Below are 15825 nucleotides of genomic sequence, written 5' to 3' on the forward strand. Positions count from 1 at the left end.
TATTTTCTAAAATTATTCTTTTCTATATAACTAATACCTGTTTGGATTTTTGAAACCCCACAGGTCTCATTTTTATTTAATGCGATGTTGAAACAACTTCAGCATAACGACGCGGTTTATACTTAGCCGCAATATCTGCAATTACCTTAATATGTTCGGGACTCGTACCACAACAACCTCCAATAATATTTATTAAATTTTTCTTTAAATATTCTTCAATTTGTGCACCCATTTCTTCTGGCGTTTCATCGTATTCTCCAAAAGCATTAGGTAAACCAGCGTTTGGATGTGCAGAAATAGCAAAGTCTGTTTTATTAGCAATCGCCTCTAAATGCGGTTGTAATAAATTTGCACCTAAAGCACAATTAAACCCAACAGACAACAATGGTACATGCGATACCGAAATTAAAAAAGCCTCGGCTGTTTGTCCGGATAAGGTTCTTCCAGAAGCATCTGTAATCGTACCACTTAACATGATTGGAATATCAATATTACGTTCTGCCTTCACCTCTTCAATAGCAAACAAAGCGGCTTTAGCATTTAACGTATCAAACACGGTTTCAACTAGTAATAAATCTACACCACCATCTACTAATGCTTCAATTTGCTGCTTGTATGCAATACGTAATTCATCAAAAGTTACGGCACGATATCCAGGATCGTTTACATCTGGCGACATGCTTGCTGTACGGTTTGTTGGCCCAATAGAACCTGCAACAAAACGCGGTTTGTGTGGTTCTTTAGCTGTAAATTCATCAGCTACTTCTCTAGCTATTTTAGCCGACTCGTAATTTAACTCATATACCAAATCTTCCATTTGGTAATCGGCCATAGCAATGGTAGTTCCCGAAAAGGTATTGGTTTCCACAATATCTGCGCCAACCTCAAAATACTTACCATGAATGGTTTTAATAGCTTCTGGCTGGGTGAGCGACAACAAATCGTTATTACCCTGTAGTGGTGTTGGATAATCTTTAAAGCGTTCGCCTCTAAAATCTTCCTCAGTAAATTTATACGCTTGTAGCATGGTACCCATGGCACCGTCTAAAACTAAAATTCGCTCTTGTAAAGCTTTATGTATGTTTGACATTTTTTATTTGTTATCTAAAATGTCATCAAGAAAAGTATGGAATTCACTTTTCGTTATCTTTCCAATACAAATTGTATTAGTAGAATTTAGCACCTTCTTTAAAAGATAAAGGGTTGCCAAGGTTTCATCGGGTCTAATCCCTCTACCTTTCTTGATAACTTTTAGTACGTTTATGAACTGAGGACAAAAATAACAACTATATTTTTCTTATCCTTAAAAATTTATCTTTTTATTCAAACAATGACGATGACAAATAACGATCACCTCTATCACAAATAATTGCAACGATTACACCTTCGTTAATTGATTCTGCGGTTTTTAAAGCACAATACATCGATCCGCCACTACTCATGCCTGCAAAAACACCCTCTTCTTTGGCTAATTTTATAGTAGTTGATTTCGCATCTTCTTCTGACACATCTATTACTGTATCTACTCTTGAGCGATCGAAAAACTTAGGCACATAATCTGGTGACCATTTTCTAATACCTGGAATTCTGGCTCCATCAGCAGGTTGTGCACCCACAATTTGAATATCTGGATTTTGCTCCTTTAAAAATCGAGATGTCCCCATAATAGTTCCTGTGGTACCCATTGTGGCTACAAAATGTGTAATCTTACCTTCGGTATCTCTCCAAATTTCAGGTCCCGTGGTTTTATAATGGGCTTTCCAGTTATCATCGTTTTCAAACTGATTTAAAAGTGTGTAACCTTTTTCATCTCTTAACTTAAACGCTAAATCTCTAGACCCCTCAATACCAACATCCGCAGGTGTTAAGATAACTTCAGCACCATAGGCACGCATCGTTTTTACACGCTCTTCGGTGGAATTCTCAGGCATTATAAGCACCATATTCAAACCTAAAAGCTTCGAAATAAAAGCCAAAGCAATCCCTGTATTTCCGCTAGTAGCTTCTACTAAAGTGCCTCCTTTTTTAATATCGCCGCGTTTTAGGGCTTCACTAATCATATTAAACGCAGGCCTGTCTTTTACACTTCCACCAGGGTTATTGCCTTCTAATTTTAAAAACAAACGCACGCCTTTTTTATTTAAAAGATGTGTTGCCTCAACTAATGGCGTATTTCCAATCTGGCCAATTATACTATTCTCGTATGCCATTCTTTTTCGGTCTTATTTTTATTTCTGTTTGATACGTTACTAACGAGTTTTCTGGAACAGATTCTGTAATCCAAACATTAGCTCCAATTGTACTTCCTGCACCAATTACAATATCGCCCCCTAAAATAGTTGCGTTGGCATAAATACATACATTATCTTCAATGGTTGGATGTCTTTTTGTGGATGCCATACTTTTAGATATCGAAATTCCTCCTAAAGTTACACCTTGATAAATTTTTACATTTTTTCCAATAATAGATGTCTCGCCAATTACAATTCCCGTTCCGTGGTCAATATAAAATGACTCTCCAATATTAGCTCCCGGATGAATGTCAACTCCTGTTACCCCGTGCACATATTCACTCATCATTCTAGGTAAAATATAAACACCCAATTTGTGTAGCGCATGACTTAATCTGTAAATAGAAATAGCATAAAAACCAGGATATGCCATATAAATTTCCGCTAAGGAGTGTGACGCTGGGTCGTTCCTTTCAAAAGCAATAGCATCCAAGTCCAACTTTTTTCTAATATCTGGAAGTTGTTTTTTAAAAACACTCCAAATTTCACTACCATTTTCTATATCTAATTTCGAAACTATTTTAAGAAATGTTTTCTCCAAATAATCCTCATGTACCTCTTCTTGTTCACAATCGAACAAAGAATAAAACAATCTTTTTGTGAATGTTTTAGCAGTATCTTTTAAGCAAACATTATAACTTTTCATCCTTCAAAATTTCAATTGATAAAAATAAAACTAATCCCTGAATAATCGAGTTTTACTAAATAATAAATCCCGCAGTTTTTAAAGAAACACACGGGATTGTTTAATTATTTATATAAATTAAATTTTAATTTATAGCTTGTACAACCGCTTTTGGTGCTTCTTTTCTCGTACCATCAAAACCATTAACGCCACTTACCGTTGTGTATTTTAATACAAATTTCTTACCTGGATTAATAATTTTATATGCTGCTTGACACATTATCGTTGCCTCATGAAAACCACACAATATCAATTTTAATTTTCCTGGATAGTAATTACCATCTCCAATAGCAAAAATACCAGGAATATTAGTTTGATAATCCAGAGCATTATTAACCTTAATGGCATTTTTCTCAATATCTAATCCCCAATTAGCAATAGGTCCTAATTTTGGAGACAACCCAAATAAAGGAATAAAATGATCGGTTTCAAACCTAATTGGTTCTTCATCTTTTTTGGTAATCTCTAAAGCTTCAACCTTACCATCTCCTAAAATATCAGTAACCTCAGCAGGTGTAATCAATTTAATTTTGCCCTCATTCTTTAGTTCCTGAACCTTTTCTACAGAATCTAAATGCCCTCTAAATTCGTTACGTCTGTGTATTAATGTTACACTTTTTGCTACATCAGCTAAAAAGATACTCCAATCTAAAGCAGAATCACCACCACCAGCAATAACTACGTTTTTATCACGGTACATTTCTGGTTCCTTAATCATGTATTCCACACCTTTATCCTCGTACTTAGCAAGGTTTTCAAGTTGAGGTTTTCTAGGTTCAAAACTTCCTAAACCACTTGCAATTGCCACAACTGGTGCTTGATGTTTAGTACCTTTATTTGTAGTTACAATAAAAGTACCGTCATCTTGCTTTTCAACAGTCTCAGCGCGCTCACCTAAAGTAAACCCAGGCTCAAACTGTTTTCCTTGCTCTAACAAATTATCAGTTAAATCTCCGGCTAAAATTTCTGGAAAGCCAGGAATATCATAAATAGGTTTTTTTGGATACAATTCTGAACATTGTCCACCAGGTTGTGGTAATGCGTCAATTAAATGACATTTTAATTTTAATAATCCTGCTTCGAATACAGTAAATAACCCTGTAGGCCCCGCGCCAATTATAATTATATCTGTCTTAATCATTTTAAGATTCTTTTTTTTCTATTAATCCTTTTGTGAATTCGTTTAGTGTTTCTACTTTTTCTTCAAAATCACCTTTTATTGTTTTTCTGTACTCGTTTAAATTTTTCACTAAATCGTCTACATTTTCAGGAATGACATCTTCAAAAAACTGTCGCAAACGTTTGGCCGTTGTTGGCGATTTTCCGTTCGTACTTATAGCTACTTTAACATTGCCTTTTGTAACTATACCTCCCATATAAAAATCGCAATATGGAGGGTTATCAGCTACGTTTACCAATTTAGCCTCAGCACGACAATCTTTCCAAACCTGAACATTTACTTCAGGAATATCTGTCGTAGCTACAACCATATGCTTGCCAATTAAATACTTTTTTTTGTAAACATCATCAACTAATGTTACACAGCCTTTTTGAGCAAGCTTTCTAGTACCTTCTCGAAACATAGGCGATACCATAGTTACGTGGGCATCTGGACTAGATTTTAATAAGAATGTTAGTTTTTCTTCAGCTACATTTCCACCTCCAACAATCAACACATTCAAGCTTTTAACTTTCAAAAAAATAGGATACAAATTATTTCTTTCCATAATTTATTCCTTATAAACTTTACTATAAATTGAACTTAGTATTGCTCTTTCTTTCACTACATCACCAATAATTATAATTGCTGGGTTTGCTAGTTGCTGCTCTTCTACTATCTTTTCAATTGTGTCGATGGTTCCAATGCCTACGTTTTCATTAGCTCTTGTACCATTTTGAATGATAGCTATTGCAGTATCTTGTCTATTTTCTTTTGAAAAAATAGCAACGATTTTAGAAAGCTTACCCATGCCCATTAAAATCACAACCGTAGCTGTAGATTTTGCTGCAAGAGCAACATCTCCTGATAGTTGATGCTTTTTAGTTGTACCTGTAATTACCCAAAAACTTTCGGATGCACCACGTTTTGTTAACGGAATACCTTGATATGCAGGCACTGCCATTGGCGACGAAATACCAGGAACCATATATGTTTCTAAACCAAACTGACGTACATAATCAATTTCCTCAGCACCACGACCAAAAATAAAGGGATCGCCTCCTTTTAATCGCACTACATGTCCTTTTTCTTTGGCTTTTGAAACAATTAAATCATTAATCTGTTCTTGCTGAAATGCATAACAACCCCTACGTTTCCCTACAAAAATAAGTTCTGCATCTTTGGAAGCATACTTTAATAAAGACTCGTTGATTAACGCATCGTAAAGAATAACATCAGCAGATTCAATAGCCTTAATTGCTTTTAAGGTTATTAAATCTTCGTCTCCCGGACCCGCACCTACAACCGTTAATTTAGGGATTATTAAACTCATTTATATATTTTAAACAGCTTCCTTTTCTAGTTGAGTTTCCAGAGCTCTGTAAGCTCTAACTTTACCTAAAAACTGATTTGCATTGTCAATATACTTTGTTGCAAATTCTGCTGTTGGTGCAAATTTATTAATTTGATATATCATTTCAGAGAAAGATGTCCCTAAATCTATTCTTCCACTAGTAATAAATAACTCGTCAAAGTCTTTTATAATTCCTGCATGGGTATTGGTCTTCATGTTTTCTGCTAGCAATAATGCTTTTGCAGAATTAACTAAAGATTGGTATGCTAAATAAATAGCTCCGGAATACACACCGTTTTGAAAAGATTCTTTTGCATTATCAATTTTCTCTTCACTTTCAAAAAACAACGTTGCAATTAAATCGATAACTACCCCTGCACATTCTCCAATTCCAATCTCCTTAACGTATTTTTCATCTTCGCCCCAATCGATAAAATCGGCTTGGGTTAAATTTGTAGCATCTTGTAAATCATTTAAGAAATCGTAGAAATATTTTTCGCCTTTTTCTTGGTAGTATTCAACAAACTGTTTTCCGTTAGCATTCGCTTCAAAATCATTTAAGATTCTACGTAATGCTTCTGGCCCTCTTTTACTTGGCACTTTTACTACTTTATCTGCAAACGTTGCATTTCCATCGCCTTTATTTCCTCCTCCAAGTAAAACTTGTAATGCAGGTGCAACCAACTTATCTGGTGTACGAACCGTCATGCCTTGAAAACCAATATTTGCCATATTGTGCTGTCCACAAGCATTCATACAACCACTAATCTTAATAACAAGATCTTCGTTTTTTAAATATTGTGGGTATTCCGCTTTAATAACACGCTCTAATTCCACAGCAATTCCTGTACTACTTGCAATACCTAAATTACAGGTATCTGTACCTGGACAAGCTGTAATATCAACAGCTTTATTATAACCTGCCTCAACGAAACCTAATTTTTCTAATTCTGTATAGAAAAATGGCACTAATTCTCTTTTTACAAAAGGAATTACTATGTTTTGGCGTAATGTTAAACGTACTTCTCCAGCTCCGTATTTATCAACTAAATCAGCCAATAAACGTGCTTTATCTGTATAAAAATCACCTAATAAAACCTTTATACCTATGGCTACATAACCTTCCTGTTTTTGAGGAATTAGGTTAGTCGACTTCCAAGTTTCAAAGGCTTTTTGATCTTTAATTGTTACTTCAGGAATATCAGCAATCTCAACTGGTGTAGAAGCAACGTAAGCATCCGCATCAATAGCTACACTTTTAAATTCAATCGCTTTTTGCTCTTCAGCTATCAAATCTCTAAACGCTTCTAATCCGATATCTTTTACTAAAAATTTCATGCGCGCTTTGGCACGACTTTTACGCTCGCCGTAACGGTCGAAAACACGTAAAACACCTTCCATTATTGGAATGATTTTATCTGTCTCTACAAAATCAAACAACACATCTGCATGACGTGGTTGAGAACCTAGGCCACCTCCCACCATAACTTTAAAACCACGAACACCATTCTTTACTTTAGCAATGTAACCTATGTCGTGCAAATAAGATAAACCTGTATCTTCATCAGTAGACGAAAAAGACACTTTAAATTTACGTCCCATTTCTTGACAGATAGCGTTACGTAAAAAGAATTTATATAACGCATCTGCATAAGGCGATACATCAAAAGGTTCATCAACATCAATACCTGCAGTTTCAGAAGCTGTTACATTTCTTACCACGTTTCCACAAGCTTCACGAACGGTAACATCATCTTTTTCTAACTCTGCCCAAAGCTCAGGCGTTCTGTTTAAATCCACATAGTGAATTTGAATATCTTGACGCGTAGTAATGTGTAATCGTCCTCTTGAATATTCATCAGAAACCGCAGCAATTCTACGTAATTGGTTGCTCTTCAACTTACCGTAAGGCACTTTTATACGAATCATTTGTACGCCTTCCTGACGCTGACCGTAAACACCACGTGCTAAACGCAAACTTCTAAATTTTTCCTCGTCGATTTTACCATTATGAAACAACTCAATTTTTTGAGCTAATTCTATAATGTCTTTTTGGACTATCGGATTTTCTATTTCTGTTTCGAAACTTCTCATCTTCTTTTTCTTTTTATTGGATAAATCCGGCTCCAACCGTATTATTTGACTGTGCATCAATTAAAATAAAAGACCCATTAGTTCTATGATTTTTAAACTGATCGTAAAAAATAGGCTTGTTCAATTTAAATGTTACTGAAGCAATATCATTAATACCTAAACCAGTAACATCCTTTTCAATACCTGAATAATCTGGATTAATTTTATGATTGATTCGATCTACTTTGGCCAATACTTTATTAATTCCATGTTGAACAATATACTTTCCTCCAGGGTTTAACTCATCTGAATCCATCCAACATACATTGGCTGTAAATTGTTTATCAATCGTTGGTAAATCGTTTTCTTTAACAATCATGTCGCCACGACTTACATTAATATCATTTTCTAAAGTGATGGTTACCGATGATCGTCTTGATGCCGTTTCATACTTTTCATCATAGAAATAAATATCTTTAATTTTTGAACGCGTTTTAGATGGTAGCACAATAATATCATCACCAACAGTTAAATCGCCACCATATACTTTTCCAGCATATCCTCTGTAATCATGAAAATCTTCCGTTTTTGGACGAATTACATATTGCACAGGGAAACGTGGTGTACCAGCATTGAAAATATCTGCTTTGTCTAATTGCTCTAAATGTTCCAATAATGCTTCACCTTCATACCAAGGCATTGATTCAGATTTATTTACAACATTATCTCCCTTTAAAGCACTTACAGGAATGAATGTGATTTTTTGATCTTGATAATCTCTTTTACTCATCAATTCAGAAAAATCAGCTTTAATCTTATTGTAAACTTCTTCAGAGTAATCTACCAAATCCATTTTATTAATGGCAACTACTATATCTTTTACTCTTAATAAGTTATTGATGAAAAAGTGTCGATTGGTTTGCTCAATAACACCTTTTCTCGCATCAATTAAGATGATTGATGCTTGAGATGTTGATGCTCCTGTAACCATGTTTCTGGTATACTCGACATGGCCAGGTGTATCTGCAATGATGTAACTTTTCTTTTTCGTTGAAAAATAAATATGTGCAACATCAATAGTAATACCTTGTTCTCTTTCGGCAACTAAACCATCCGTGGCTAAAGAAAAATCTAAGTAATCGTATCCTCTTTGTTTACTCGTTTTTTCAATGGCTTCTAACTTATCTGTAGTTAAGGATTTTGTATCATAAAGAATACGCCCTATTAACGTACTTTTTCCATCATCTACACTTCCTGCTGTTGCTATTTTTAATACTTCCATTTTATATGATAACCTTCTAAAGAAGGATTGTTTTTTGTTGATTTGTTTTTAGAAATAACCTTGTTGTTTACGTTTTTCCATTGCGGCTTCAGAGCGTTTGTCATCAATACGAGCACCGCGTTCTGATATTGAAGAATCTCTAATTTCTTCAACGACTTTATTTATGGATACAGCGTCAGATAATACAGCAGCTGTACAACTCATATCGCCAACAGTTCTAAAACGCACCATTTCTTCAATTACTTCTTCATTTTCATCTCTATAAACAATACCATCTTCAGCAGACCAAATCATACCGTCTCTTAAAAACACTTTGCGTTTGTGTGCAAAATAAATAGACGGAATTTCAATATTTTCTCTTTCTATGTAAGACCAAACGTCTAACTCTGTCCAGTTTGAAATTGGAAATACACGTACATTTTGGCCATGATCTATTTCTCCATTCAACATATCAAACAATTCCGGTCTTTGGTTTTTCTCATCCCATTGTCCGAAATCATCACGTACAGAAAAAATACGCTCTTTTGCTCTTGCCTTCTCTTCGTCTCGTCTTGCTCCCCCTATAGCTGCATCAAATTTAAATTCTTCTAAAGCATCTAATAATGTTGTAGTTTGCAACATATTTCTACTTGCGTAACGTCCAGATTCTTCTTTTACTTTACCTTGATCGATAGAATCTTGCACATTTCTTACAATAAGCTCTAAACCTAATTCTTTACATAAACGATCTCTGAATTCTATAGTTTCAGGGAAGTTATGCCCAGTATCAATATGCATTAAAGGAAAAGGTACTTTTGCAGGATAGAAAGCTTTCACAGCTAATCTTACCAAAGTAATTGAATCTTTCCCTCCAGAGAATAACAATACAGGTTTTTCAAACTGTGCTGCAACTTCTCTCATGATATAAATCGCTTCGTTTTCGAGCGAATTGATATGTGATGTATCTTTTTTCATAATATCTTATTTAAGCGTGTAAACCACACTCTCTATTTTCTAATGCTTTTGTTGGATCAAAGTATTTAAATTCGTTTGATAGGTTGTTTTCTTCTAAATAGATATCTAATTTTTCATCAGACCAATAGTAAAACGGACTTACTTTTAAAACACCATCTTTACTTAAACTAAAAATACCAATACTATTTCTAAATGCTGTTTGCCCTTGACGCAAATTTGTAAACCATACGTTTGGCTTATGCTCTTTCATTGCTCTTTTAAAAGGCTCAAGCTTTACTTGCTCTGTAAACAAAGCATGCTCTGGAGCATCAATACTAGGAATCCCCATAACCACATCTCTGTGTGCAGATGTTTGTTTTGGCACATATAAAGACACATTTAAGTTTAAATCTTTAATGACTTGTTCTGCGTGTTTATAGGTTTGTGGTGTATTATAACCTGTATCACACCAAACCACAGGAATATTAGCTTCTATTATACTAACAGCATGTAGTATAGCCGCTTCGTAAGGTCTAAAATTAGTTGTTACAACTGCTTTTTCATTAAGCTCAAAGGCCTTCTGAATAATTTCAGCCGGCGTTGCTTTCTTAAAGCTTTTATTTAATTCCTCTATTTGATTGTTTGTAAACATGGTCTCTTGTCTAATTATTTTCCCCATTTGATAGTATTCCAAGCACGTTCGTGAAAGAAATACAAAATCATTTTAGATACAAACTCTACAGAAGCAATTGCTACTGCTGTTGATGCTTCTCCAGTAATTAACCAAGATAAAGCCAAGGTATCTAAAGTTCCAATAATTCTCCAACTAATAGTTTTAGCTAGACTACGCTTGATTTTTTCAGATTTTCCTTTTTTAGCTGAAACTTTTTCAACTTTAGCATTTCTATTTAAAACTGTATCTATAATCATCTTAAATAATTTAAATATATTATTCCTATCAATTTACTAGGGATTACAAATGTAATATATTATACAACACAAAAAAGAGATTTAACAACTTTTTAGAATAATGAAATAAAATTTAGTTTAATTCGAAAAGAATAGAAGAAAAAAAGCTGAATAATGAGAATTATTCATTGGATAAATCCTCTAAAGTAGTATTTCTAAATACGCTAAGGGTATTATCTCGAACTTGTATCATGAGTTTGTGAACGCTACACAAGTTTTCATCAGGGCAATCATCACATTTTTCATAATAATTTAAGCTTACGCAAGGTACCATGGCAATAGGACCTTCAAGAACACGCATCACATCAGTCATTTTAATTTCAGAAGGTTCATTTCTTAAATAATAGCCTCCGTGTTTTCCTTTTTTTGAACCTAAAATTCCTGCTTTACGAAGTGTGAGTAAAATACTTTCTAAAAACTTTTGAGGTATTTGTTCGCTTTTGGCAATAACGCTTACACGAACTGGCATATCGTCCTTGCTTCTTGCGATATAAGTTAGTGCTTTTAGTCCGTATTTGGTTTTTTTAGATAGCATTATGCTAATATAGATAATTTAGTTTTTGCACACTAAAACTAAAGAAACATTTAAAAATACTGTCCTATTCCAAATACAAATCCATTACCTCCATTTCCTGTTAAATTAATCCCATAATCAAAACGTAAAACAGCATTAAAGATATATTTATGAATAAAGCGTACTCCTAAACCAGAATAGATTCGGGTTGTATTTTTAGAAAAGGTATCATTAAAATTAGCATCTGCTCGTTGTACACCACTTACATCCAAAAAACTATTGCCTTGTAAAACGAACCAACCTTTTTCTAAAAGCGTGTGTCTATATTCACTATTTAAACTAACAATAGCAGAACCTCTATCAACAATATTTCCAACACCTCGTGTGTTTAATTGGTTATCTATTATTAATGGGGCGAAAGCACTATTTTCTATTGGGTTACTAAATTGTAATTGTAGTTGGCTTGCAAAATTACCCTTAATGCCAATTCTTTTAAAATATTGAGTTGTATTATTTATAATGAAATCTGTTTGCAGTAGTGCATTACTTTTATTGAATACAGTTGCTTCAAAAAGATTTCTAAATCCTGAAACATTTTGGTATTGAATATCTAAATCTACATATTCGTGAGAACCTCTAAATGCTGTTCTTTTAATATTTGGTTGCGCTATATTACTTTCACCCGCATCTTGTTCTCCTAATAAAATATAATCTTCTTCAGATGTTCTAACACCAAACTCAAACCTATTATTAAAATTCAACTCATAAAATAATATCGTTTCAAAGCCTTTATTACTAAAAATAAAATCTGTGGTATTATCACTATTATTTGGGTCGAAAAAAATAGGTTGTTGCGAACTATCGTCCATATAATTAATTCCTAAACCTAACTTGTTTGTAAACAAATATGGGTGTTCTAGAAACACACCAAAAGCATTAAAAACTTCCTTTTTAAAAAAGCCTCCAAAAATTATATTTCTTCCTAAACCGTTAAATTCAAATGCTGAAAATCTATACGAAAAACTATCATCCGCTGCTTGCCCTACTCTAACACCAGGAATAATACTAAAATTCTCTTCAACTATATATGTAATTTTATAACCTGCATCACCAACAAATTCAACTTTGTAATCAGCAAACGCTATACCATCTAAACGTTTGAAACGTTCTATGTCTGTTACTACAATAACACTATCGATTTCTTGACCTGCTTTTACTTTGGAAATTCGTGTTAAGAAACTTGCTTTGGTTTTTTTTAGGCCTTCAAAATTTAAACTTTCTACCTTGAATTTGGTTTGAGCAAAACTTTGAAGACTAGAGCAAACTAATAGAAGAATTATAAAAATACTTTTATATCTCGATATCACAATCATTTTTTTTAATTGTAAGTCGAGATAGTTAAAAAGAAATTACTTGATGAAGAATTATTATTTCAAATTAGAAAAAATTGTTTCATAAATAATCTGTTTAAGAGAAAGTTAAGATGTAGTATGCGATTTATCTAAAGCATAAAACGTAGCTTGAACAAAATCGTCTGCATCGCCTGAATTATTTTGGTTATAAACTCCTGCCTTAAAATACATGTATTGCCCTCCAACATTAAACCCACTATTCACCATATTAATCGTTTTGACAACATTATCTTTTCCTTCTCTGAAAATAATAACCGTTAGTACGTCTCCAACTGTTTTTATTCTGTAGCTAAATTTTTCATTAAGTGCAATGCCGTCTGAGGGATTTGAGGCACTACTGCTTCTCGAACCAATCATTTCATGCCATTGTTCATCACCTCTACCTGGTGTAGGTTCGTGTGCAAAGTAGATTGATCCAAGTGCGTTGTTTGGTAACTTTCTGTAGTATAAACGTATGGGTTCATCATCATTGGCATGTATTTGCCCAATAATTACTCTACCAACCTGATTACTATTTCCTGTTGTAGTTACATAATTTACAGCTAGTGTAGCATTCATTTCACCATCGTAACCAAATGCTGCATTTTTATCAGTCTGAGGAGCTGTACCAAACACCCAATTATTTTTAGTTACACCCTGAGCTTTTATACCAGTATTAGTACCTCTTAACATTTCGCGAAATTCTACACGTGTGTAGCTTGTATTTGTGGATGTTTTAAAACCATCAACAGGACATTTAAATACCATACCACCATCATCTGAAGTATAGAAATATTTATTGTTTTCGTATTTGTTATTAAGTTCCGCAACGGCAATATTTAGTGATGTACCATCTCCTTCATTTTCTGGGATGCTTAAATTCCATGTTGACAAATCAAAGTTTTCAGAAGGGGTTTTGTTCGGATCTAAGGCTTGAGGATTTGTTGTTGTATCTGGATTTTCTGTTTCTCCTATTTCTTCTTGTTCAACCTCCTTATCATCTGTTGGCTCAGAACTACTGCAGCATATTAAAAAAGTAGACACCACTAAAAGGGAAAAAATATATACTATTTTCTTCATAACATGTTTTTTTACAAAAATAGGAACTTAAAATCAAAATTGGTTAACCAATTTAAAAAAATCCTTATAAATCACTGAAAACATGAATTTCAACCATAAAAATCTATCCAATTTTCATCCAAATAGAAAACTAGTAAACTAAAAATCCAGTATTGATTTAAATGAATTAATAAAGCTTACCCCAAAGCCTGCTCCAAATCAGTAATAATATCATCAACATGTTCCAATCCAACGGAAACACGCACCATACCATTCGTAATACCAGCAGCAGCTTTCACTTCAGGTTCAACTTTTGCGTGCGTAGTACTTGCAGGATGTGTTACAATAGTTCTCGTATCTCCTAAGTTAGCCGAAAGTGAACACATTTTAATAGCATTCAAAAACGTTCTACCACCATCTAAACCACCTTCCACTTCAAAAGCTACAATATTACCACCAAGCTTCATCTGTTTTTTAGCGATATCATATTTTGGGTGCGACTTCAAAAACGGATATTTCACCCATTTAACTTTAGGGTGCGCTTGCAAATATTCTGCTAATTTTAAAGCATTTTCACAATGCTTTTCAACACGAATCGCCAAAGTTTCCAAAGATTTTGACAACACCCAAGCATTAAACGGACTCATAGCTGGCCCTGTTAATCTAGAAAACAAATAAATCTCGCGAATCAAGTCCGCTCTACCAACCGTAACACCACCTAAAACACGCCCTTGGCCGTCCATTAATTTCGTAGCCGAATGAATTACCAAATCTGCCCCAAACTTTATCGGGTTTTGTAAATACGGTGTTGCAAAACAATTATCAATTACCAACAGCAAATCGTGCTTTTTACAAATAGCACTCAGCGCTTCCATATCTAAAACATCAACCCCAGGATTTGTTGGCGTTTCTGCATAAATAAACTTGGTATTGGGTTGAATTAAATCCTCAATTGCTTCAACATCATTAATACTAAAATACGAACATTCAATATTCCACTTTGGGAAGTATTTAGTAAACAACCCATGAGTTGCACCAAATACCGAGCTACAAGACACCACATGGTCGCCAGCATCCAGCAAGGTCGCAAATGTAGAAAACACCGCAGCCATACCACTCGCAAACGCAAAACCCGCCTCTGCGCCTTCCATCGCGCACACTTTATCTACAAATTCGTTTACATTCGGGTTGCTGTATCGGCTGTATAAATCGCGCTGTTTTTCCTCCGCGAAAGAAGCTCTCATGTCCTCCGCATCGTCAAATACAAACCCCGACGTTAAGTACAGGGGTACAGAATGTTCCGAAAATTGAGATCTTTCACTCTGCGTTCTTATCGCGTCGGTTTCAAATTTTTTATGGCTCACTTTAATTCTTTTTTTTTAATTTTTAATTATTTGGGCATTCCCCTTTCGGGTCGGGCTTTCCGTTCCAAGTCCTCGCACCTCCTTCGTCGGGCTGTGGGCTTTCCTCTGCAATCCCTAATGCACTTGTTTGCTGGGGTTTAGTTTTAAACCTAAGCTTATTTTTTGTAAGCTTTAGTTCTATTAACCCACCCCTAACCCCTCCAAGGAGGGGCACTCATACGCTTTAATTTATTTAAAACGCGAGATTTCAATAAGACCTGTCAGGTCTATTTAATCTTTTGATTATTTTACGCTAACATATAAATTTGTTGGAACCTGTATTTCTTCATTTTCTTTGTTATTAATTTTAAAAACAGCTACCAACTTAATATTGTACTTTCCTACTTTTTCTGGAATAAAATTATATATGAATTCATTATCTGTGAGGCTTTCGTAAATCAGCTTATCAAGTTTACCATCCCTAGTAGTTGTATAAACATCATAATTCGGCAACTTTTCAAGATAGTTAAAACAGAATTTCACTTCACTTTCTTCGTGTATAATAAACTCAGACTTAGCAGTCAGCCCGATAATATTCGAATTTAAAACTTTATTATACGCCGATTTAGAAATCGAATCAACGAGTTTTTTATTTTGAATTTCAAGCTCAGCGATTCGAGTATTTAGTTCCAAAATTTTCTCTTTATTACAAGAAGAAAACAAAGTGAGAAATATTAAAATTAATCCAAAGGTTGCTTTTTTCATATTTTTA

General features: G+C 34.2%; 16 protein-coding genes and 1 riboswitch. All 16 genes read right to left on the bottom strand.

The genetic code is table 11. The features are described 5' to 3' along the window. Positions 1-76 precede the first annotated feature (76 nt). Positions 77-1090 (bottom strand): homocysteine S-methyltransferase family protein, encoded by a 1014-nt coding sequence (locus tag ABD939_RS06210; RefSeq protein WP_345165825.1) that lies wholly within the window; start codon positions 1088-1090, stop codon positions 77-79. A gap of 50 nt (positions 1091-1140) precedes the next feature. After that, a riboswitch (SAM riboswitch) is annotated at positions 1141-1251 on the bottom strand. 68 nt (positions 1252-1319) lie between these two features. Further along, entirely contained in the window at positions 1320-2210 is an 891-nt protein-coding gene (gene cysM, locus ABD939_RS06215; RefSeq protein WP_345165828.1) for a cysteine synthase CysM, read from the bottom strand. After that, entirely contained in the window at positions 2194-2937 is a 744-nt protein-coding gene (gene epsC, locus ABD939_RS06220; RefSeq protein WP_345165831.1) for a serine O-acetyltransferase EpsC, read from the bottom strand. Before epsC ends, cysM begins: the two co-directional genes overlap by 17 nt. Positions 2938-3061: 124 nt before the next feature. Beyond that, a complete protein-coding gene (locus ABD939_RS06225; protein WP_345165834.1) occupies positions 3062-4117 on the bottom strand; it encodes an NAD(P)/FAD-dependent oxidoreductase in 1056 nt (351 codons plus the stop codon). A 1-nt stretch (position 4118) separates the two neighbouring features. Further along, positions 4119-4703, bottom strand: coding sequence for a precorrin-2 dehydrogenase/sirohydrochlorin ferrochelatase family protein (locus tag ABD939_RS06230; RefSeq protein ID WP_345165837.1), 585 nt, complete (start codon positions 4701-4703; stop codon positions 4119-4121). 3 nt (positions 4704-4706) lie between these two features. Then, positions 4707-5468 (bottom strand): uroporphyrinogen-III C-methyltransferase, encoded by a 762-nt coding sequence (cobA, locus tag ABD939_RS06235; RefSeq protein WP_345165839.1) that lies wholly within the window; start codon positions 5466-5468, stop codon positions 4707-4709. A 9-nt stretch (positions 5469-5477) separates the two neighbouring features. Further along, positions 5478-7583 (bottom strand): HEPN domain-containing protein, encoded by a 2106-nt coding sequence (locus ABD939_RS06240; protein WP_345165842.1) that lies wholly within the window; start codon positions 7581-7583, stop codon positions 5478-5480. A gap of 13 nt (positions 7584-7596) precedes the next feature. Beyond that, the gene (locus ABD939_RS06245; RefSeq protein ID WP_345165844.1) at positions 7597-8844 is read right to left on the bottom strand and encodes a sulfate adenylyltransferase subunit 1; all 1248 of its coding nucleotides are present in this window, start codon (positions 8842-8844) and stop codon (positions 7597-7599) included. Positions 8845-8892: 48 nt separating this feature from the next. After that, positions 8893-9798: a sulfate adenylyltransferase subunit CysD gene (gene cysD / locus ABD939_RS06250; RefSeq protein ID WP_345165847.1), complete on the bottom strand. Its 906-nt coding sequence runs from the start codon at positions 9796-9798 to the stop codon at positions 8893-8895. A 10-nt stretch (positions 9799-9808) separates the two neighbouring features. Continuing rightward, positions 9809-10429, bottom strand: a complete 621-nt coding sequence (locus ABD939_RS06255; RefSeq protein WP_425550283.1) for a phosphoadenosine phosphosulfate reductase domain-containing protein — start codon at positions 10427-10429, stop codon at positions 9809-9811. Positions 10430-10443: 14 nt separating this feature from the next. Beyond that, positions 10444-10707, bottom strand: a complete 264-nt coding sequence (locus ABD939_RS06260; RefSeq protein WP_345165852.1) for a DUF2061 domain-containing protein — start codon at positions 10705-10707, stop codon at positions 10444-10446. Positions 10708-10867: 160 nt separating this feature from the next. Further along, positions 10868-11281, bottom strand: a complete 414-nt coding sequence (locus ABD939_RS06265; protein WP_345165855.1) for an RrF2 family transcriptional regulator — start codon at positions 11279-11281, stop codon at positions 10868-10870. A gap of 50 nt (positions 11282-11331) precedes the next feature. Then, positions 11332-12633 carry a BamA/TamA family outer membrane protein gene (locus tag ABD939_RS06270; RefSeq protein ID WP_345165857.1) on the bottom strand — a complete coding sequence of 434 codons (1302 nt, stop codon included), beginning with the start codon at positions 12631-12633 and terminating at the stop codon, positions 11332-11334. Positions 12634-12738: 105 nt separating this feature from the next. Then, positions 12739-13731, bottom strand: a complete 993-nt coding sequence (locus ABD939_RS06275) for a polysaccharide lyase family 7 protein (protein WP_345165859.1) — start codon at positions 13729-13731, stop codon at positions 12739-12741. A 176-nt stretch (positions 13732-13907) separates the two neighbouring features. Next, positions 13908-15074, bottom strand: coding sequence for a trans-sulfuration enzyme family protein (locus ABD939_RS06280; protein ID WP_425550279.1), 1167 nt, complete (start codon positions 15072-15074; stop codon positions 13908-13910). 282 nt (positions 15075-15356) lie between these two features. Then, positions 15357-15818 carry a hypothetical protein gene (locus tag ABD939_RS06285; protein WP_345165861.1) on the bottom strand — a complete coding sequence of 154 codons (462 nt, stop codon included), beginning with the start codon at positions 15816-15818 and terminating at the stop codon, positions 15357-15359. Positions 15819-15825: the final 7 nt, after the last annotated feature.

Source organism: Algibacter aquimarinus (assembly GCF_039543265.1).
Classification (GTDB): Bacteria; Bacteroidota; Bacteroidia; order Flavobacteriales; family Flavobacteriaceae; genus Algibacter_B; species Algibacter_B aquimarinus.